Origin of the sequence: Brenneria goodwinii (genome assembly GCF_002291445.1) — a bacterium.
GTDB lineage: Bacteria > Pseudomonadota > Gammaproteobacteria > Enterobacterales > Enterobacteriaceae > Brenneria > Brenneria goodwinii.
Genome location: NZ_CP014137.1, coordinates 1,648,814 through 1,667,975 on the forward strand (window position 1 = coordinate 1,648,814; position 19,162 = coordinate 1,667,975).

The 19,162-nt window shown below is 51.4% G+C and carries 19 protein-coding genes; 13 read left to right on the plus strand and 6 right to left on the minus strand.

The genetic code is table 11. The features are described from left to right. Positions 1-89: 89 nt before the first annotated feature. Positions 90-746 (plus strand): DUF4258 domain-containing protein, encoded by a 657-nt coding sequence (locus ACN28R_RS07335; protein WP_095834048.1) that lies wholly within the window; start codon positions 90-92, stop codon positions 744-746. Continuing rightward, positions 733-1,035, plus strand: a complete 303-nt coding sequence (locus ACN28R_RS07340; protein ID WP_095834049.1) for a hypothetical protein — start codon at positions 733-735, stop codon at positions 1,033-1,035. The genes ACN28R_RS07335 and ACN28R_RS07340 overlap by 14 nt, the downstream gene beginning before the upstream one ends. A gap of 44 nt (positions 1,036-1,079) precedes the next feature. Here ACN28R_RS07340 and ACN28R_RS07345 read toward each other — a convergent pair whose 3' ends face one another. Then, positions 1,080-1,199, minus strand: coding sequence for a SymE family type I addiction module toxin (locus tag ACN28R_RS07345; RefSeq protein ID WP_236840201.1), 120 nt, complete (start codon positions 1,197-1,199; stop codon positions 1,080-1,082). A 448-nt stretch (positions 1,200-1,647) separates the two neighbouring features. Here ACN28R_RS07345 and menC point away from each other — a divergent pair, with 448 nt between their 5' ends. Together menC and ACN28R_RS07355 are read left to right on the plus strand one after the other, a co-directional pair. Further along, complete coding sequence (menC, locus tag ACN28R_RS07350) at positions 1,648-2,760, plus strand: o-succinylbenzoate synthase (protein ID WP_095835757.1); 1,113 nt, start codon at positions 1,648-1,650, stop codon at positions 2,758-2,760. 156 nt (positions 2,761-2,916) lie between these two features. After that, positions 2,917-3,738, plus strand: coding sequence for a MetQ/NlpA family ABC transporter substrate-binding protein (locus ACN28R_RS07355; RefSeq protein WP_095834050.1), 822 nt, complete (start codon positions 2,917-2,919; stop codon positions 3,736-3,738). Between the two features lie 44 nt (positions 3,739-3,782). Here ACN28R_RS07355 and ACN28R_RS07360 read toward each other — a convergent pair whose 3' ends face one another. Then, on the minus strand, positions 3,783-5,162 hold the full coding sequence (locus ACN28R_RS07360) for a M20 family metallopeptidase (RefSeq protein ID WP_095834051.1): 1,380 nt from the start codon (positions 5,160-5,162) through the stop codon (positions 3,783-3,785). 140 nt (positions 5,163-5,302) lie between these two features. Between ACN28R_RS07360 and ACN28R_RS07365 the strand changes: the two genes are divergently transcribed. Then, on the plus strand, positions 5,303-6,223 hold the full coding sequence (locus ACN28R_RS07365; RefSeq protein ID WP_095834052.1) for a LysR family transcriptional regulator: 921 nt from the start codon (positions 5,303-5,305) through the stop codon (positions 6,221-6,223). A gap of 91 nt (positions 6,224-6,314) precedes the next feature. Here ACN28R_RS07365 and ACN28R_RS07370 read toward each other — a convergent pair whose 3' ends face one another. Beyond that, on the minus strand, positions 6,315-6,491 hold the full coding sequence (locus ACN28R_RS07370) for a hypothetical protein (RefSeq protein ID WP_183092132.1): 177 nt from the start codon (positions 6,489-6,491) through the stop codon (positions 6,315-6,317). A 430-nt stretch (positions 6,492-6,921) separates the two neighbouring features. On the opposite strand from ACN28R_RS07370, the gene nifH reads away from it, so the two are divergent. From nifH to ACN28R_RS07395, 5 genes are all read left to right on the plus strand, one after another. Next, complete coding sequence (nifH, locus tag ACN28R_RS07375) at positions 6,922-7,806, plus strand: nitrogenase iron protein (protein ID WP_048638817.1); 885 nt, start codon at positions 6,922-6,924, stop codon at positions 7,804-7,806. Positions 7,807-7,816: 10 nt separating this feature from the next. After that, the gene (gene nifD, locus ACN28R_RS07380) at positions 7,817-9,265 is read left to right on the plus strand and encodes a nitrogenase molybdenum-iron protein alpha chain (RefSeq protein WP_095834053.1); all 1,449 of its coding nucleotides are present in this window, start codon (positions 7,817-7,819) and stop codon (positions 9,263-9,265) included. A gap of 59 nt (positions 9,266-9,324) precedes the next feature. Beyond that, positions 9,325-10,890 carry a nitrogenase molybdenum-iron protein subunit beta gene (gene nifK / locus ACN28R_RS07385; protein WP_048638819.1) on the plus strand — a complete coding sequence of 522 codons (1,566 nt, stop codon included), beginning with the start codon at positions 9,325-9,327 and terminating at the stop codon, positions 10,888-10,890. A 98-nt stretch (positions 10,891-10,988) separates the two neighbouring features. After that, positions 10,989-11,204, plus strand: coding sequence for a putative nitrogen fixation protein NifT (gene nifT, locus ACN28R_RS07390; RefSeq protein ID WP_095834054.1), 216 nt, complete (start codon positions 10,989-10,991; stop codon positions 11,202-11,204). Between the two features lie 51 nt (positions 11,205-11,255). Beyond that, entirely contained in the window at positions 11,256-11,921 is a 666-nt protein-coding gene (locus ACN28R_RS07395; protein ID WP_183096767.1) for a NifB/NifX family molybdenum-iron cluster-binding protein, read from the plus strand. 129 nt (positions 11,922-12,050) lie between these two features. On the opposite strand, the gene ACN28R_RS07400 is transcribed toward ACN28R_RS07395, so the two are convergent. Then, a complete protein-coding gene (locus tag ACN28R_RS07400; RefSeq protein ID WP_048639942.1) occupies positions 12,051-12,917 on the minus strand; it encodes a LysR family transcriptional regulator in 867 nt (288 codons plus the stop codon). Between the two features lie 94 nt (positions 12,918-13,011). On the opposite strand from ACN28R_RS07400, the gene ACN28R_RS07405 reads away from it, so the two are divergent. The 3 genes from ACN28R_RS07405 to ACN28R_RS07415 all read left to right on the plus strand — a co-directional run bounded on the left by ACN28R_RS07405 (position 13,012) and on the right by ACN28R_RS07415 (position 17,523). After that, positions 13,012-14,001, plus strand: a complete 990-nt coding sequence (locus tag ACN28R_RS07405; RefSeq protein ID WP_095834056.1) for a nitrilase family protein — start codon at positions 13,012-13,014, stop codon at positions 13,999-14,001. A gap of 278 nt (positions 14,002-14,279) precedes the next feature. After that, entirely contained in the window at positions 14,280-16,481 is a 2,202-nt protein-coding gene (locus ACN28R_RS07410) for a TonB-dependent siderophore receptor (protein ID WP_095834057.1), read from the plus strand. 43 nt (positions 16,482-16,524) lie between these two features. After that, on the plus strand, positions 16,525-17,523 hold the full coding sequence (locus ACN28R_RS07415) for an ABC transporter substrate-binding protein (protein WP_095834058.1): 999 nt from the start codon (positions 16,525-16,527) through the stop codon (positions 17,521-17,523). A gap of 342 nt (positions 17,524-17,865) precedes the next feature. Here the strand turns inward: ACN28R_RS07415 and ACN28R_RS07420 are convergent, their stop codons facing one another. Next, positions 17,866-18,264, minus strand: coding sequence for a hypothetical protein (locus tag ACN28R_RS07420; RefSeq protein WP_048638824.1), 399 nt, complete (start codon positions 18,262-18,264; stop codon positions 17,866-17,868). A 2-nt stretch (positions 18,265-18,266) separates the two neighbouring features. Beyond that, entirely contained in the window at positions 18,267-19,157 is an 891-nt protein-coding gene (locus ACN28R_RS07425) for a hypothetical protein (RefSeq protein ID WP_231604215.1), read from the minus strand. Between the last annotated feature and the right edge of the window lie 5 nt (positions 19,158-19,162).

A 19,162-nucleotide genomic window follows, 5' to 3' on the forward strand; every position in this document is an offset into this window, starting at 1 on the left:
AGTGGTGTTCGACGGCTGACTTCGCAACGGAAGAAGTTGTTGTTGAGAATAATGCGCTGAGTGACATTATTGAGAACAAAGTCTCTGGGGTGTCACAGGAAGAGAAGTATCAGAACGCGCAGAAGCAACTCGTAGCCGCCGTTGAGGAGTTCAAGGCTAAGAACTGTGCTGGAATGAGTGCAGAAGCGTGTTCGGCGAAGATAAGTGAACATCGTGATGAGTTGCTGAAAGGTGCTGCCGGTTTTGGTTTAGACTTTGTTCCTGTTGTTGGTGATATTAAGGGCTTTGCGGAAGCGCAGAGTGCGCTGGATTATCTGGTTGCGGCTGTAGGGCTGATACCGGGAGCCGGTGATGCGGCGGGCAAGGCGATTAAAGCGGCAGAAACGGCGCTGAAGAAAGGGGATGTTGCTGAAGCATCCCGATTACTTAACAAAGCCAGTGATGAAGTATCTGCAACTCTCCCTATGGGAAGTAAGCGCAATCCGATGAATCAACCCAGTAATCCAACTTATCAACCTGTCAGAAATCAACCAGGTACAATAAGTAATCGGGAATATTCAGGACATGCCTTAGACAGAATGCAGGATCGAGGAATAACCCCTTCTGTTGTCGAAAATACGATTAAGAATGGGAAATCGACACCCAGCCGAAGTGGAACAACAGTACATTTTGATCCTGAAAGTAAAGTGTCTGTGGTAACGAATGAATCTGGAAGAGTGGTAACGGTTAAATATGGCGACAAATAAAAAGAATGCTATCTGTGAATATGCGTTTAGCTCGCTAAATGACGTTGTTAGCTTTGCAAAGTTCGTCAGTTATGCGGAAGATCTGCCTCAGTTTAGTGAACTTTTTGAGGATGAAAAAAGCAGGGAAGATTACCGGCAGATATGGTTTGAGCTGGAAATCGTTAACGCACTTGCCTTATCCGAATGGGAAAATGAAGGACGTTCTATGGACTGGCAAACTCGCTGGGAATCAGACTATAAACATGATGCTTCCGAACTAATCAATGAACTACTCAGGTTATTGAAATAAAGACCAAATCCCGGCCCCTAAAAAGGCCGGGATTTTTTTATCTGTCATTCAGCCACAATACGTATCAACAGTTGCCCGTGCTCAACGGTTTCCGTGCCAAATCCCGCGGCTTCCAGCCAGTGGCCCTTAAGGTGCTGGCTGGGGCTGCGGCTGTAATAGCGCAAAAACTCTCCCGCGTCTTTGTCTGGGAATATGAAGATTATCAGCCTTGAATGACAGATTCCCGCGCTTGTTGACGAGATTTGACTTTTGTTGGTATGCAAAAAATAAAACAATAAAATCAAGCAACTAAAATTAGCCGGTGATTTTATCCGACAATAATGATTGCCGACAGGTTTCTAAAAAAAGCAAAGTTAATTTGCTTTTTTTATCATTGACGCAAAGCTTGTTTCTATCTAATTTAACCGCCATATTATTTTTATTATTAATTGATTTATAAACATATTTTATATTCCATGTGTATGGGAAATATAAGGAAAATGGAATTATCCTAACAGGGAAGCCAACGCACATGTACTTGAAGTATAACGGGGATTGACGGTGTTTTCAGCACGATTATCTGTGTTATGAATGGGGATGTCGCCGCATTCAGACTACACGCAGGACTATGTCATGAAAATCGATAAAATTGTTTTACGAAAAATGAAAATGACGTTGAAAACGCCATTTACCACCAGCTTCGCCACACAAACGGAAAAATACTTTTCCATTGCCGAAGTTCATGCCGAAGGCCATATCGGATACGGCGACTGTTCCGCCATCTCCTTGCCGTTTTATAATGAAGAAACCAATATCACCGCCTGGCATATCATGCGCGATTTTCTTATCCCGATGATTAAACAAGCCGGTGATATTCAGCATCCTTCGCAAGTAAGGGATATTTTTTCAGCGGTTAAACGAAATAATTGCGCCAAAGCGGCGATTGAAGGTGGAATATGGGATGCTTACGCCAAGATAAAAGGCATTCCGTTGCATCAGGCTATTGGCGGCAAGAGAAATAAAATTGAAGCCGGCGTCAGTATTGGTATTCAGAAATCGCCTGATGAATTGGTCAGCGTGGTTGATGAATTTCTACGTGACGGCTACAAGCGGATAAAAATAAAAATAAAGCCCGGCCATGATTACGATTATATTCTGGCGCTGCGTCAAGCATTTGGCGATATTACGCTAATGGCCGATGCCAATTCAGCCTATACGCTGGATGATATCGACTTATTTAAACGTCTCGACAAATTCAATCTTATTATGATTGAACAGCCGCTGGCGCATGACGATATCGTCGATCACCGTAAGCTTCAGGCGGCCATCGCCACTCCGATCTGTCTGGATGAAAGTATTGCGTCTGTCGAGGATGCACGCAAAGCGATTGAGCTGGGCAGTGCGAAGATTATCAATATCAAGGTCGCCCGTGTCGGCGGCATTACCGAAACCATACTGATTCACGATTATTGTCAGGAACATAATATTCCTGTGTGGTGTGGCGGCATGTTGGATACCGCCGTGGGGAAAGCGCACAATATTGCGGTATCTACCTTACCCAATTTTGTCTACGCTCACGATATTCCTCCTTCTTCCCGCTATTGGCATGAGGACTTTATGCTGCCACTGGTGGAAATAGATCAAGACAGCTGTGTTGCCGTACCGAATAAGCCGGGTATTGGATTCGACATTAATCCCCGGTTATATGAAAAATATTGTTACGAGCAGGAGTGCTTTTTATTTTAAGCAAGGCGAATAATTCCAATACCAGAGAAAACTCGCATTAAACGGATTGAGGCGGGAGTGTTTTTTGTATCGGCTATGATTAGGCCGTACGCACTTACCGCCGCAAGCCGTAATTAACCTATAACGCTACTCAGACAGGATAGACAGGAACGCATAATGATATTAAGAAAAATTATTCCATTATTACTGGCGCTGGGAATATCTCAGACTCTGGCGGCTGAACAGACGAAAGAAATCACCATCGGCGTATCGCCGGGGCCTTATGGCGATATGGTCACCAAAGCGATTAAACCAGAGCTGGTCAAGAAGGGATATGAGGTCAAAGTGCGTGAGTTTAGCGACTATATCCAGCCTAATCTGGCGCTGGCGAATAAAAGCATAGAGGCCAATCTGTTTCAAAATCGCCGTTATCTGGACAGATTCAGCGCGGACAAAGGATTAAAATTATCCGAGGTGATTACCGTGCCGACGGCCAGCATGGGTTTTTATTCCAACAAGGTGCGCTCGCTGAATGAACTAAAAGCAGGGGATGTGGTTACGTTGCCGAACGACCCGTCCAACCTGGCCCGTTCGCTGGATTTTCTGCAAAAATACGGTCTGATCAAGATTAACCCGGATATTACGCCGACCAAGGCCTCACTGCGGGATATCACAGAAAACCCTAAAGGGCTGGTATTCAAACCATTGGAAGCGGCGCAGCTGCCACGCGCGTTAGGTGGCGTCACCGGATCGTTGATCAATGCCAACTTTGCCATTTCCGCCGGACTGAATCTGTCTGATGCCATTCAGTTGGATGTGTTGCCCGAGGATTTGAAAAATATGATTGTGGTGCGTACGGAAGACGCCGACAAACCTTTTGCCCATGACCTGAAGGCCGCCGTGCAATCACCGCAGTTTGCCGCGTTTTTTGATGACGAAGCATCCATGTTCCACGCATTTCAGAAGCCTGAATGGATGAAAGCCGCGCAGGCAAAATAAACCGATACGCACAGGCGAGGCGAATGACCTCGCCGCTATCAGTCTCAGTGAGTCCGTTCTCCCAGTTCCCACAACAGCCCGGTCATGATGGCCAATCCTTCTCGCGCCACCGATTTCAATAAATGTTCATTAACCCCATGTTGTCCGCATGCCGGATAAGAGTGGGGGATCCATAAGGTTGGCAGCCCGAGAATATCGGCAAAGACATCGTTGGGAAGCGACCCGCCCAGATTGGGCAATAGCGCCGGCTGTTTGCCGGTAATATTCCTCATTAGCTCCAGCGTCCGGTTTACCAGCGGATCTTCAGGATCGAAGCGGGTGGCCGGCGACGCGTTTAGCATTTCAATTTTCACGTTATCGAAACCATGCTTATCCAGGTGCTGGCGCAGATGTGCGGCCAACCGTTGCCAGTCGGTACCCACCACGAAACGCAGTTGGCATAGAGCCGTTGCGCAGGCCGGGATCGCATTGACGGTTTTGTCGGGATCGCCGGCAATAAAAGAGAGCACTTCCAGCGTATTCCAACCAAATAAACGCTCGGCGGGCGTCAGTCCCTCTGCGCCCCACTGAAGATCAATGTCAGGATCGCCCGCGTTGCCTCCGGGGGCAACCTGGCTGAGAATACGCTGCATTGATGGCGTCAATGCCGGCGGTAACAGCGTTTCGATGCGCATTCGTCCTTTGCCATCCACCAGGCTGGCGATGGCGTTCGCCAGTTGCGTGCCGGGATTACTGAGCAAACCGCCCCAGTTTCCCGAGTGATACGCTTGTTTACGCGCATGAATGCTCAGTCTGAAATTGATGCAACCGCGAGAGCCGAGAAACAAAGTCGGCCTTTCGGCATTAAGACGCGGGCCGTCGGAGGCAATGAAAATGTCCGCGGCAAGTTGCTGTTTATAACGCCGACAGATGTCGGCCAATCCCGGCGATCCAATCTCTTCACCCATTTCAAACAACAGTTTACAGTTGAATCCCAGCTTATTGCCCCGCGCCCGGTAAATCTGTTCCAGCGCCATCAGGTTAATGGTGTGCTGGCCTTTGTTGTCGGCGCTGCCGCGGCCATACCAACGGTCATCCTCTTCAACCAATACCCACGGGTGCAAATCTTCACGCCAGTTTTGTTTATCGCCAAACACGACGTCGCCATGGCCGTATGACAACAGCGTAGGCAAATCGGGGTGCTCAATGCGTTCGGCGATCAAAAAGGGAACCTGCGGATAAAGCGGATGTTCAACCAGAGTGATGGTAAACCCCATGGCCTGGAGCGATGGGCGGATTTCTTCTTCCAGGTAGGCGCGCAGTATGTCGCCGCCATCCTGATTCTGACTTTCGCTGGCATAGGCGATACGGCGTGCCAGAATATGTTTGACATCGCCGCGATCGAAGCGGTCATACGCTTGTTGAATAACATCTGCGCGGGTCATAGTTTTCCTTAACGAATAAAAGCTGAAGTGACGGACAGTTAAAGGAAAAACAACCTTTACAACAATAATGAAATTTGCAAGCGAGCTTTGCTTTTAATATAAACCTTATACTTTATTCTGACCCAGGACGAGCCATCATCATGCTACACAGTTCCGAGATTCGTTATTTTCTGGTTGTGGCGACCACCGGTTCCCTCAGCGCCGCCAGCGAGCATCTTTTTGTGGCGGTTTCGGCCATCAGTCGTCAAATTCAGCGATTGGAAGAACGAGTCGGCGTGCCGCTGTTTGAGCGCCATGCCCGCGGTATGGTGCTCAATGATGCCGGACGAATTCTGGAAAATCATGTGCGTAAAAGCATGATGGATATGGATTTGGCGATGGCGGAAATTCAGGGGCTAAAAGCCAGCCGCCATACTCTGCTGAGGATTGGCTGCACCGAAGGCATCGCGTTTGATTTGCTGCCGACGCTATTTTCCCGCTTTCGGCAACGGCACGCCGATACCACGTTTTACCTTAAGGTGGGTTCGGCAATGCAGGTATCCCAGATGATCCGCAACGGCGAGGTGGATATCGCCCTGCAATTCGCGCTGGCGCCGGAGCAGGGCGTTAACGTAGAAATATCACTGCCCGCGCCGCTGATGTTACTGATGTCAGCTCAGCATCCGTTGGCTGAAAAGGCGGTTCAACTTTCTGATTTACATGAATTTCCGCTAGCATTACCGGAACCTTCCACCACGCTGCGCCAGTTGTTCGATCTCTCGTGCCGCATGAGCGGAATCTTTCTGGAACCCGCGCTGTGCTGCAATAACTTCGCCACGCTCTATTACTATGCGCTGAATACGCCGCGGGCGGTGACCGCCTGTAGCTTCTACTCAGTGATGTATAAATATTTACAGGATCCTATCCGCCTTAAGTTATTAACGATTAAACAACTCGACCAGCGATCAATACAGATACAGACCATGGCAGGTAAACCGCATTCGGAACCGTTGCAGACCTTTCTGGATTTTATGATAAGTGAAATGCAACAAGGCCAGGCTCACTATCATGCGGCGTTTTAAACGCCATAGCCGGCGCCTGGCATGGCGTTAGCGGATAGATAGAGCACGCATTCGCGATACAGGGGATTGCGAGCCAATGCGCCGTTCATCACTAGAGTTCAAACCCCGGCGCCACCACTTTCGCCGGCTTGTTGCATACCTCCGGTTTGGGCGTTCCGGCAGGAATATTGTTGCAATCAGGCGCGAAAGGATTAAGCGCATCGCGGTTGAGATAGAGGATAAATAGCACCAGGATAATCAGAGGGATCAGGATACGTTTTCTTTTCATGATTACGTTTCGCGTCGGGATGCAACCAGATCTCGGAAGATGGTGTTGCATAATTGCGGTAAATGTTAATTGTCTGAGTAAATCCTAGCGTTTCGCCTCGCTTTTGTCTTTATGACATTACTTTCAATACCCACCCGTTACCGCGAGGCTAACCAGCGAGAATCATCGTCATTTCCCTCTCAGGCCAATAGAAGCAGGCCAATATACGCGTCATACTGCAAATTGCATGCGCGTGGGCTTTCCTCAGACCGACTTCTGTCACTTTTGTCTCTTTTACAACAATTAGTCACGTTATTGTCCTTAACCCTTCGCTACGCCCTAAAACAAAAATCATTTTTATCTTTATCTATCAAATAATTATCTATTTCTCCGCGAGTGGTATGTACCCTGCAATATAAACAGGACATTCACTGTGAAAGAGGAATACACCATGGCAATACGTCAGTGTGCGATTTATGGCAAAGGCGGGATCGGTAAGTCCACTACCACGCAGAACCTGGTGGCGGCGCTCGCCGAATTGGGGAAGAAAGTGATGATTATCGGCTGCGACCCCAAAGCGGACTCAACGCGCTTAATCCTGCATGCCAAAGCGCAGAACACCATTATGGAAATGGCCGCCGAAATGGGCTCCGTGGAAGATCTGGAACTGGAAGATGTGTTGCAGGTCGGCTACGGCGGCGTGCGCTGCGCCGAGTCAGGCGGCCCGGAGCCGGGGGTTGGCTGCGCGGGGCGCGGAGTGATCACCGCCATCAACTTCCTTGAGGAAGAGGGCGCCTATGAAGACGATCTGGATTTTGTGTTCTATGACGTGCTGGGCGACGTAGTCTGCGGCGGGTTCGCCATGCCCATCCGTGAAAACAAGGCGCAGGAAATCTATATCGTCTGTTCCGGGGAAATGATGGCGATGTATGCGGCCAACAACATTTGCAAAGGGATAGTGAAATACGCCAAGTCCGGGAAAGTGCGGCTGGGCGGGCTGATTTGCAACTCCCGGCAGACCGACCGTGAAGATGAACTGATCATCGCGCTGGCCGAAAAACTGGGCACCCAGATGATCCACTTCGTTCCGCGCGACAACATTGTGCAGCGCGCTGAGATCCGCCGCATGACGGTGATTGAGTACGATCCGACCTGCAAACAGGCCGACGAATATCGCACGCTGGCCAATAAGATTGTCAACAACACCAAAATGGTGGTACCGACGCCGGTCACCATGGATGAGTTGGAAGCCTTGTTGATGGAGTTCGGCATCCTCAATGAAGAGGACGAAGCGATTATCGGTAAAACCGCGGCAGAAGAGGCCCAGTCCGCCTGAGGAACATCACATGACAGATACCATTATGCAACAGAATCAGGCGTTGATTCAGGAAGTGCTCGAAGTCTTCCCGGACAGAACGCGGAAAGAGCGCGCCAAACATATCATGACCGTGGAACCGGGAATGGAGTCGGTTGGCAAATGTATTATTTCCAACCGCAAGTCTCAACCGGGGGTAATGACGGTCCGCGGCTGCGCCTATGCCGGTTCAAAAGGGGTGGTTTTCGGGCCAATCAAGGATATGGCGCACATCTCTCACGGCCCGATCGGCTGCGGTCAATACTCCCGAGCGGGACGGCGTAATTATTACACCGGCATGAGCGGCATCGACAGCTTTGGCACGGTGAATTTCACCTCAGATTTTCAGGAGAAAGACATCGTTTTCGGCGGCGACAAAAAGTTGCGCAAGCTGATTGATGAGCTGGAACTGCTGTTCCCGCTGACCAAAGGCATCAGTATTCAGTCGGAATGCCCGGTCGGACTGATCGGCGATGATATCGAGGCGGTGGCGCGCGAAGCCAAAGCGGACATTGGCAAACCGGTGATCCCGGTGCGCTGCGAGGGATTTCGCGGGGTATCCCAGTCGCTGGGGCACCATATCGCTAATGACGTGATCCGCGACTGGGTTCTGCCCGCCCGTGACGATCAACCTTTTGCCGCCACGCCGTATGACGTCGCCATTATCGGCGATTACAACATCGGCGGAGATGCCTGGTCCTCGCGCATTTTGCTCGAAGAGATGGGGCTGCGCGTGGTCGCCCAGTGGTCCGGCGACGGCACGCTGGTGGAAATGGAAAAAACGCCCAAGGTGAAGCTCAATCTGGTGCACTGCTACCGTTCGATGAACTACATCTCACGCCATATGGAAGAGAAATACGGTATTCCCTGGATGGAGTACAACTTTTTTGGTCCCACGCAAATTGCGGCCTCGTTGCGCAAAATCGCCAGTCAGTTCGACAGTACCATTCAGGCCAATGCGGAAGCGGTGATCGCCCGCTATCAGGCACAGACGGAAGCGGTGATCGCCAAATACCGTCCGCGTCTGGAAGGAAAAAAAGTGCTGCTGTATGTGGGAGGGTTGCGTCCTCGTCACGTGATCGGCGCGTATGAAGATTTGGGCATGGAGATTATGGCCGCCGGTTATGAATTCGCCCATAACGACGACTATGACCGCACATTGCCCGATCTTAAGGGCGGTACGCTGCTGTTTGACGACCTCAGCACCTATGAACTGGAAGAGTTCGTTAAACGATTAAAACCGGATCTGGTGGGGTCGGGCATCAAAGAAAAATATGTTTTCCAGAAACTGGGCATGCCGTTCCGGCAGATGCACTCCTGGGATTATTCCGGTCCTTATCACGGCTATGACGGTTTTGCGATTTTCGCCCGCGATATGGACATGACGCTGAACAACCCTTGTTGGCAGCAGTTAACGGCGCCCTGGCTGAAATCCGCCTGAGGCCTGACGATACCTTTATCCCGTTAGTTCACCGATTTGTGGCGCGGGAGGAGAAGACGATGAGCCAGAATACCGAGAAAGTAAAACCCTGTTATCCGCTGTTTGAACAGCCGGAATATCAGGCGTTATTCGCCAGCAAAAGCGAGCTGGAAGAGGTGCACAGCAAAGAGCGTGTGCAAGAGGTTTTTGCATGGACGACCACCCCCGAATATGAAGCGCTGAATTTTCAGCGCGAGGCGCTGACCGTTGATCCGGCGAAAGCCTGCCAGCCGCTGGGCGCCGTGCTCTGTGCGCTGGGATTTGAGAAAACGTTGCCTTACGTACACGGTTCTCAGGGATGCGTCGCCTATTTCCGCACCTATTTTAACCGCCATTTTAAAGAGCCGGTGGCCTGCGTTTCCGACTCGATGACGGAAGATGCCGCCGTGTTCGGCGGCAATAACAACCTGAATCAGGGATTACAGAACGCCAGCGCCTTATATAAACCGGAAGTGATCGCGGTTTCCACCACCTGTATGGCGGAAGTCATCGGCGATGACTTACAGGCTTTTATCAGCAACGCCAAAAAAGACGGCTTTGTGGCTGAAACCATTGAAGTGCCTTATGCGCATACCCCCAGCTTTATCGGCAGCCACGTGACCGGCTGGGATAATATGTTCGAAGGATTCGCCCGCACTTTTACCCAGGGCGGCGCAGGATATCAGGTCGGCAGCAACGGCAAAATTAATCTGGTTACCGGCTTTGAAACCTATCTCGGCAATTACCGGGTATTGAAACGCATGATGGCGCAAATGGATGTGCCATGCTCGCTGCTGTCCGACCCTTCCGAAGTGCTCGACACCCCGGCCGACGGCCACTATCGCTTGTATTCCGGCGGCACCACACAGGCCGAAATGCGCGATGCGCCCAACGCCATCGATACGCTGCTATTGCAACCCTGGCAGTTGGTCAAAAGCAAAAAGGCGGTAAAAGAAGAGTGGCAACAGCCCTGCACCGAAGTCGCCATCCCGATGGGGCTGGCAGGGACGGATGAGTTTTTGATGACCATAAGCCAACTGACCGGAAAACCTGTTTCAGAGGCGTTAACGCTTGAGCGCGGCCGCCTGGTCGATATGATGCTGGACTCCCATACTTGGCTGCACGGCAAACGCTTCGGCATCTATGGCGATCCCGACTTCCTGATGGGCCTGACCCGCTTTCTGATGGAGTTGGGCTGCGAGCCGGCGGTGATCCTCTGTCACAACGGTTCCAAACGCTGGCAGAAAGCGATGAATAAATTGCTGGAATCATCACCGTATGGCAAAGACAGCGAGGTGTTTATCAACTGCGATCTGTGGCATTTTCGCTCGCTGATGTTCACTCGTCAGCCAGATTTCATGATCGGCAACTCATACGGCAAGTTTATTCAGCGCGACACCAAAGCCAAAGGCGAGCAGTTTGAAGTTCCGCTGATTCGCATCGGCTTCCCAATCTTCGATCGCCACCATTTACACCGGGCATCTACCTGGGGTTATGAAGGCGCAATGACGATGCTGACCACGTTGGTGAACGCCATTCTGGAAAAACTCGACGATGACACGATGGTGCTGGGTAAAACCGATTACGGCTATGACCTGGTTCGCTAACGCCGTTAACGCCTCCCCTGGCAAGGGGGAGGTCGGGAAGGGGCGTCAATGTTTACCAGACAGAACCCGCGCGTTTTTTCCGCTCCACAGGAGGACGTATGGCCAACATCATTCTTCGTCAGCGTGCTGACGGCATGCACTGTTACATCGCCAAAAAAGATCTGGAAGCCAAAGTCACGTTCCTGGAATTCGACCGGCCCGACTACTGGGGAGGCCGCATCGAACTGGAAGGGGGACAAGCGTGGTTTGTTGCGCCGTTGAGCGAAAAACCGACTTTGCCCGTCACCTTACGTGCCAAAAAATATGAAAACTAATGATCGATCATGGCTGACATGGTCGCATAAACACCGGAGATGCTCATGAGCCTGACTCGGGACGATTTACTCTTCTGGCGGCTATTTGCCCTGGCGCAACTGCTGCCGGAAATTGCACCCGCAACGTTAATCAACTGGCTGGAAACCACCTGCGATGAGGCGTTGACGCTAGAACGCCTGTCCGCACTGTCGCTGGATGAGTTATCCCGCCATGTGCCCGTGGATAATAGCGTACTCACCGTCGCCCGCTGGCAGCAAATCATGGATTGCCTGCACGGTAATCTGCCTCCTCATTTAACTACACAGCCCGAGCGCAAACAGGGGCAACAGCTACAGGTGGCGTTCGCCTCCAGCAACGGTCTGACGATTAACGGCCACTTTGGTCAATGCCGTCTGTTCTTTATTTACGCCTGGGATCGGCAAGGACCGTTCCTCAGCGGATTACGGCGCTATCAGCCGCTGGAAGGAGAGGAGGGAAATGAAGGGCGGCTGCGCCTGCTGACCGACTGTCACCTGCTGTTTTGCGAGTCGATTGGCGGGCCTGCGGCAGCCAGGGTGATCCGGCATAACATCCACCCGATCAAAGTTCCCCCGGCGACCACCATTGACGAGCAGCTACAGGCGCTGCATGGCATGATTACCGAACATATGCCGCCCTGGCTGGCGAAGCGGCTGGGAAAAGATAATCCGCTGCAACAGCGGCAATTCGGTTTTTGACCTGATGGCGGGCGGACAACTCCATCGCCCGCCCGTCATCATGACGAACGTCGATAAGGGGACGGTTATCACTCTTACATGGATAGCGGCACCGCAAGCGGGCGTTTGCTTCATCTCGCCTCATTGGTTTCAGGCAATGGCAGGCACCATGTGTAAAAACTTATCCCGCAGCAAATCCTGCACTGCCGGATTCCATGCAATCCCAATCCGCCATTGCGTGTGCTTTCCTTCTGGCCGCACAAGCGTTACGCCGGCAGGCAGAAAATGGCTGACGCCCGCGGGGAGCAATGCCACGCCGTTTCCCGCCGCGACTAACGACAGTATGGTATGAATATCATCGGCATCAGACACCGTTCTGGCAGTGAGATTATTTTCTGTGAGAAAACGGGCGGTTTGTTCAACCAGACCACGCCCGCGTTGCGGATTGATCTGCAAGAGCTGATTCGCCTCAAGTACAGACTGGATGTTCGCCGGGTTCGCACCGATGTTTGAAGGGACGGCAAGTACCATCCATTCTTCCATCACGACCCTGGCTTTCAGCGGCTCAGGCACGGGCAGACGTATAAATCCGGCCTGAAGTTGTCCGTCCAGTAACATTCGGCACTGCACGTCGGAAGGAATGTCGTTCAGGGATATCTCGACATCCGGAAACTGTTCACGAAAAGCGATAACCTGCGCAGGGGCAAATTGAAATGACGAGATGCCAAACCCAAGCGCCAGCTTGCCCACATCGCCTTTCTGTACCTTGCGCGCGTATTCCTGAAACTCGTCGTAATGCGCCACTAATTCGCAAGCTTTGGCGTAAAGCTGCACACCGGCGACGGTCAATTTCGCGCCATGACGCCCACGTTCAAACAGATTCACGCCGATCAGGTGCTCCATGGTCTGAATCTGCTTGGTTAATGCGGGTTGCGTCAGACACAGCATTTCAGCCGCGGAATGATAACGCCCCTGCTGAGCCAACGTAACGAATGCCCGCAACAGTTTTATGTCCATTCCTGCCATTTATCAAATCCGGAAAAATTGTGATTATTCAGTTTCGCTCTTTGATGGTGAAATTGGTACCAGTTTCCAATCGGAGAGAAACCTAATGAAACAGCATCTGCGGGTTGCAACAGTCCAATTCTGGCATCGAGCCAATGATAAGCAATATAACCTTTCACTTATTGAATCGTTTGTTCACCAAGCCTCGCGCGAGGGTATTAAAATTCTCGCCTTCCCTGAAATGTGCATTACCGGCTACTGGCATGTTCCCGACCTTAGCATTGAGGAGGTGACGGCACTGTCTGAACGGGTTGATGTCAGTCCGTCTTTAGCCCGTATCACGGTGTTGGCGAAAAGGTACCAGATGGCGATAGGCGCAGGATTTATTGAACGGGGAAACGATGGGCGGCTCTATAACGCTTACGCGGTATGTATGCCGGACGGCAATATTCATGTGCATCGTAAACTGCATGCTTTTGAGCACTCGGCTATCGCCAGAGGCGATTGTTTTACGGTGTTTGACACCCCATGGAACGTGCGAATAGGGGTTCTTATCTGCTGGGATAACAATCTGGTAGAAAACGCGCGCGCCACGGCGTTGCTTGGTGCGGATATCCTGCTGGCGCCGCACCAGACGGGCGGCACGAACTCCCGTAGTCCCTATGGTATGAAGCCTATTCCCGCCGCACTCTGGGAAAACAGGGATAAAGATCCCGTTGCCCTGGAAACGGCATTTCGCGGTGATAGCGGACGCGGTTGGCTGATGCGTTGGCTACCCGCTCGGGCGCATGATAACGGTATGTTTATTCTATTCAGCAATGGCGTCGGCCTGGATAACGGAGAGGTTCGTACGGGTAGCGCCATGATCCTTGATCCCTATGGCCGTGTTGTCTCAGAAACCGGCTCTTTCGAAGACGCCATGGTCTGTGCCGATCTTGATTTAAGTCTGCTTCCCATGTCTACCGGGAGAAGGTGGATCCATGGGCGCCGGCCTGAGCTATACGGCATTTTGTGTGAACGTCAGGGTTATGAACGCGATGCCATCAGCGCGAGATTCTCTACCGATATCCCCGACTTTAAAAAACGCGAAGAGTAAAGGGATGCCACAAGCGCCGTTCCCCGATCATCAGACCTAGTTTGTTTCTCCGCAACCGCCATAACGTTTTCATGTCTAGGGGCTGGCAAATTCTGCCACGCCCCGTCTACCCGCGGCCATTTCTTTTTTACGCCGTCTGAATTTAACTAATTGATAAATGAGTAAATAATGAAGAGAGTAATTATTTTCATCACAACTAACTCTTGATGCATATCAGAAAACAAGAATATTTACCGTCGTAATATAAATTTTTACATAACGACGCGTGAGTGTGCACAATGAATAAAACCTTTCTGGCCGCCATGCTAGCGACCTTGCCTGGAATGACGGTGGCAGCAACGCCAGCTGATACGACTTCCTCATCAGTGGACAAAAACACCACCCCCTCCAAAGAAGATCAGATCGTGGTGACGGCCACCGCGCCATCCGGCGTAACGTCCGATACCAAGGCCGGCGCCGGTTTCGTCACCCCGGATATTGACCTTGGTCCCATTGGCAACAAGAACTGGATCGATACGCCATATTCCACCAATACCGTCACCCGGGAGATGATTGATAATCAGCAGGCGAAAAGCGTCAGCGAATTGTTGAAATATGCGCCGAGTACGCAGATGCAGGCGCGCGGCGGGATGGATGTCGGTCGCCCGCAGAGCCGCGGAATGCAGGGCAGCGTAGTGGCCAACAGTCGCCTTGACGGGCTGAATATTGTTGCCACCACGGCCTTTCCGGTTGAAATGCTGGAGCGGTTGGATGTTCTCAACAGCCTGACCGGCGCGCTGTACGGCCCGGCCAGCCCGGCGGGGCAATTTAATTTTGTGGCGAAACGCCCCACGGAACAGCCGTTGCGCAAGGTTACGCTCGGTTATCAAAGCCGCAATGCCTACAGCGGCCACGTGGACCTCGGCGGACAATTTGATGATGAAAATCGCTTTGGCTATCGCCTGAATCTGCTGGACGAAGAAGGGGAAGGCAATGTCGACGACAGCACGCTGCGCCGTAAGCTGGCCTCTATAGCGCTGGACTGGAATATCCAGCCCGGTACGCAGCTCCAGCTTGATGCCAGCCATTACGAATTTTTGCAAAAAGGCTATGTCGGCGGTTTCAGCTATGGCGCAAACGTAAAGCTGCCGAATGCCCCCGATGCGAAAAACAAAAACTTCACGCTGCCCACCACCGGCAACGATCTGACCACCGATACGGTCAGCAGCCGCCTGATTCACTATTTCAACAACGACTGGTATCTCACCGCCGGGGTCGGCTGGACGCAGGCGGATCGGGCCATGCGCACGGTCTCAAATACGATTACCAACGATGCGGGAACCATCACCCGCGCCATTAATGATTCCCCCGCCGCCGGGCGTTTCCGGGTGTGGAGCAACACCGTCACGCTTAACGGCCATGCGGATACCGGCAGCATCGGCCACGATCTGGCGTTCTCCACCACCGGCTACGTCTGGTCGATCTACAGCGCCAGAGGCGCCAGCCAACGCTATAACCTGGGAACGTCCAACTATTATGACCCGACCTCTATGCAGGAGCCGGGCGACGGGAAGATCCGTACCAACGGCGCCCGCTATAAGGGGAGTGATAATACCCAACAAAGCATTACCATTGGCGATACGGTGACGTTTAATCCACAGTGGTCGGCCATGTTCTACCTGAGCCAGAGCTGGCTGGAAACGCAAAATTTCAACAGCCAGAAGAGTAAAACCAGCCAGGTTAACCAAGACGGATTAAGTCCGAACGTGGCGCTAATGTATAAAATCACCCCGTCCGTGATGGCCTATATCAGCTATGCGGATTCGTTGGAGCAGGGGGACACCGCGCCGACGGGCAGCGGCGTCAAAAATGAAGGGCAGACCCTCGATCCTTACCGCAGCCAGCAGTATGAAATCGGCCTGAAAGCGGATGTAAATGGCATGAATCTTGGGGCGGCGCTGTTCCGTCTCAAACGTCCGTTCGCCTATACCGATCCGACCGATATGGTCTACAAAGAGCAGGGGGATCAGGTGAATAAGGGGCTGGAGCTGACCGCCAGCGGTAACCTGTGGCAAGGGCTGAATATCTATAGTGGCGTGACCTTCCTCGACCCGACGCTCAAAAACACCGTGTCTGACGACACCAGCAACAAACGCGTGGTGGGCGTGCCCAAAGTACAGGCCAACCTGTTGATGGAATACAGTCTGCCGTCGATGCCGGAGTGGGTGTACAGCGCCAATATCCACTACACCGGCAAACGAGCCGCCAATGACACCAACAGCAGTTGGGCGGATAGCTATACCACGCTTGATCTGGGAACTCGCTATACCACCAGACTAAGCAATGTTCCCACTACCTTCCGGGTGTCGGTCAATAACGTCACTAATGAGCGCTACTGGGCCTCGATCTTCCCGTCGGATATCAACGGCGGCGGTGGTTCCGCCAGCGCTTTCCCCGGAGCGGGGCGTGAAGTGCGCGCCTCTGTGACCTTCGATTTCTGATAACAGGAGCGGTGTTTCCCCTACAGGGAAACACCGGATCGCCATGTATAATCTTTTTCGACAATATGTTTCCGCCCTGATTGTCGCGGTGCTGATGCTTCCCGGCGTTGCGCTGTCGGCAGGCGAAGGGCATCGCGACATCCGGGTGGCGACGCCCTGGCCGGCGCAAAACACCATTATCGCCATGCTGGGTTATAGCGACAACATTGTCGGCACCTCGGAAATTGCAAAACGCATTCCGCTGTTTCGCCAAATCTACCCGGGCATTGACCAGGTGCCGGCCATCAGCGTCAGCAGCAGCCATGAAGTGAATCCCGAACAAGTCATCGCGCTTAAGGCCCAACTGTTGATTATTCCGCAGAATATGCGGTTATCTCAGCCGGAAATGCTGGCCAAGGCCGGCGTTAAAACGCTGGAGCTGAAAGCCAATTCGATGGCGGCGCTGCGTCAACGGATTACCCTCACGGCCCAGGCGTTAGGGCCGGATGCGGAACAGGTCGATCAGCGTTACCAGCGCTATTTTGATCGCAATGTCGCGCTGATCCAACAACGCCTTAACGATCTGCCGGAGTCGGAACGGATAACGGTCTATCACAGTATGGGCAGCCCATTGATGACCAGCGGGCGTCCCTCGCTGAATCAGGATTGGATGGATTTGGCCGGCGCGCGCAACGTGGCGGAATCATGGTTCGCCATCAAGAAAAACAGTTCCGGCGAGGTGCCGTTGGAGAAAGTGATAGCCGCCGATCCGGAAGTCATCATCGCGATGAATAGCCGGGATGCGCAGGACATCCGTCAGTCGTCCGCCTGGCAGGGCACTGCCGCCGTGCGGCATCAGCGGGTTTACGCTAATCCGCAAGGGCTGTTTTGGTGGTGCCGGGAAACCAGTGAAGCCGCGCTGCAAATCTTGTGGCTGGCAAAGACACTCTATCCCCAGCGTTTTACCGATATCGATATGGCAAAAGAGACGTATGATTTTTACCATGACTTCTTCGGTATCTCGCTCAGCAGTCAACAGATCGAGACCATCCTTAATCCCTGATACCAACGGGCGCGTTCCGTGCCCGTCAGACTGTTGACAAATTTTCTGCATCTAACCCCACCCCGACCTTCCTGTTTAGACCGGGGACACGGTGAACATATGTTCGGGAATGGTTGTCCAATATCGTCAGCGGATGACTGCGGCCTTTAAAACTCATCAGGTACAATTTAGGCATATTCGAAACGCCCTGAGGCGGGCTTGCCTGCGTTCCCTAGGGGAAAATAAATCTGGAACGACCGGGAAAAGGTGATCCGCTACAACAGCGGCAATTCGGTTTTTAACCTGAAAGCGGGCGGGCATATAAGTCGCCCTCCCGTCATCATGACAAGGTTCGTATCATTTTTACTGTGGTTTTATTTTTATAATAAAAACCTTTTTAAATGGCGTTGCCTTGGTATACATTCCGCCAATTACCCCACCAGTTAAATTAAGTTTGATCTCGCCAGCTATCACTGGGATTCCTTTAATATCCACACAATTATAATCTACAAACAATCTTGTATTTTTGTTTGTTTTTTCATGTGGTAATTTACACGGCGTCGCCAGTAAGCCAGAATCACTTGGCTCCAAGGGGATAATATCTGGGAGGTGGATGACATGACCACCATCAATGGTTATTCTTGATGAATATACTTTACCCACCTGAGCATCATCCAAACGATCTCCCGCTGGCATAAACGACAGATTGGCACTGCATGCGGAAAGAAACAAAGATGCAAATATGTAATAATGTTTTTTCATTATTATATCAATGGCTTAAAAACCAAGCCTCCAAAAATTCGACTAGCAAACATGTCCATTGTCATATTGGGTCTTACATAACTTTGAATTTGTCCCCAAGAAAATAAATCAAGAGACACGTAACCATTGTTTACCTTCGCCTCCCCATCCCATACAACCCAATGAGTTGGGTAAATAATAGGGTTGGGCGAACCATTAACTAACAAATTATCACAAATTAAAGTAATAACTTTACATCCTTTTTTAATATAGCTGTTTAATAATGCTATTTCCTGAGTCTGTATTCTATTTATACTTACGTTGTCAAAGATTTTTTCATAGCCTATTTTTTCAAACCACTCAGACAATGCATTCGACATAGTTACTCCGGCTACTGGGGAACTAACAGAATCATAACTGAGAATCGTATTTTCCGAATCCCTAAGGCTTGCCAGTGTTATCCAGTCCACTCCTAAAATCATAGGGTATGGTATCTGGGACGTGGTATCGTAGAATGGGCCTGATGGATGACGACACTCATCACCCGGAGCTATTTCTAATCTTCCTATTTTTGCCTTTCCGTATAGCCACAGATCGCGCGCTGTTTGTGCGTAAACGTCAGGGCGATCCATCTGGAGACAATAAAATAAAGCGGCGGGCCCACATAAACTTCCCCATCCTTGAGTAGGGTAGTTCATCTTATTAAATCGGGCTTGTATCTGATCTTCGATTAGATTTTTCTCGAAAGGATCTAGATAACTGCCGACTGGATACTCTTTGGCAATGAATGCTCTCTCAGGTAGGGATAATTTTAAACGTTTTGTATTATCCCCCTCACTGACTGGCCGAAGTTGTCCGGCTGTTTCAAAATAGCAGGGGTTTTCACGCTTAATTTCTGAATATGCTTTATTCATACTCA

Coding starts and splice junctions, on each gene's coding strand:
- nifT (WP_095834054.1), top strand. CDS start 10,989: ATGGCCAACATCATTCTTCGTCAGCGTGCTGACGGCATGCACTGTTAC.
- ACN28R_RS07360 (WP_095834051.1), bottom strand. CDS start 5,162: ATGACCCGCGCAGATGTTATTCAACAAGCGTATGACCGCTTCGATCGC.
- nifH (WP_048638817.1), top strand. CDS start 6,922: ATGGCAATACGTCAGTGTGCGATTTATGGCAAAGGCGGGATCGGTAAG.
- ACN28R_RS07340 (WP_095834049.1), top strand. CDS start 733: ATGGCGACAAATAAAAAGAATGCTATCTGTGAATATGCGTTTAGCTCG.
- nifK (WP_048638819.1), top strand. CDS start 9,325: ATGAGCCAGAATACCGAGAAAGTAAAACCCTGTTATCCGCTGTTTGAA.
- ACN28R_RS07425 (WP_231604215.1), bottom strand. CDS start 19,157: ATGAATAAAGCATATTCAGAAATTAAGCGTGAAAACCCCTGCTATTTT.
- ACN28R_RS07405 (WP_095834056.1), top strand. CDS start 13,012: ATGAAACAGCATCTGCGGGTTGCAACAGTCCAATTCTGGCATCGAGCC.
- ACN28R_RS07410 (WP_095834057.1), top strand. CDS start 14,280: ATGAATAAAACCTTTCTGGCCGCCATGCTAGCGACCTTGCCTGGAATG.
- menC (WP_095835757.1), top strand. CDS start 1,648: ATGAAAATCGATAAAATTGTTTTACGAAAAATGAAAATGACGTTGAAA.
- ACN28R_RS07420 (WP_048638824.1), bottom strand. CDS start 18,264: ATGAAAAAACATTATTACATATTTGCATCTTTGTTTCTTTCCGCATGC.
- ACN28R_RS07355 (WP_095834050.1), top strand. CDS start 2,917: ATGATATTAAGAAAAATTATTCCATTATTACTGGCGCTGGGAATATCT.
- ACN28R_RS07400 (WP_048639942.1), bottom strand. CDS start 12,917: ATGGACATAAAACTGTTGCGGGCATTCGTTACGTTGGCTCAGCAGGGG.
- ACN28R_RS07365 (WP_095834052.1), top strand. CDS start 5,303: ATGCTACACAGTTCCGAGATTCGTTATTTTCTGGTTGTGGCGACCACC.
- nifD (WP_095834053.1), top strand. CDS start 7,817: ATGACAGATACCATTATGCAACAGAATCAGGCGTTGATTCAGGAAGTG.
- ACN28R_RS07370 (WP_183092132.1), bottom strand. CDS start 6,491: ATGAAAAGAAAACGTATCCTGATCCCTCTGATTATCCTGGTGCTATTT.
- ACN28R_RS07415 (WP_095834058.1), top strand. CDS start 16,525: ATGTATAATCTTTTTCGACAATATGTTTCCGCCCTGATTGTCGCGGTG.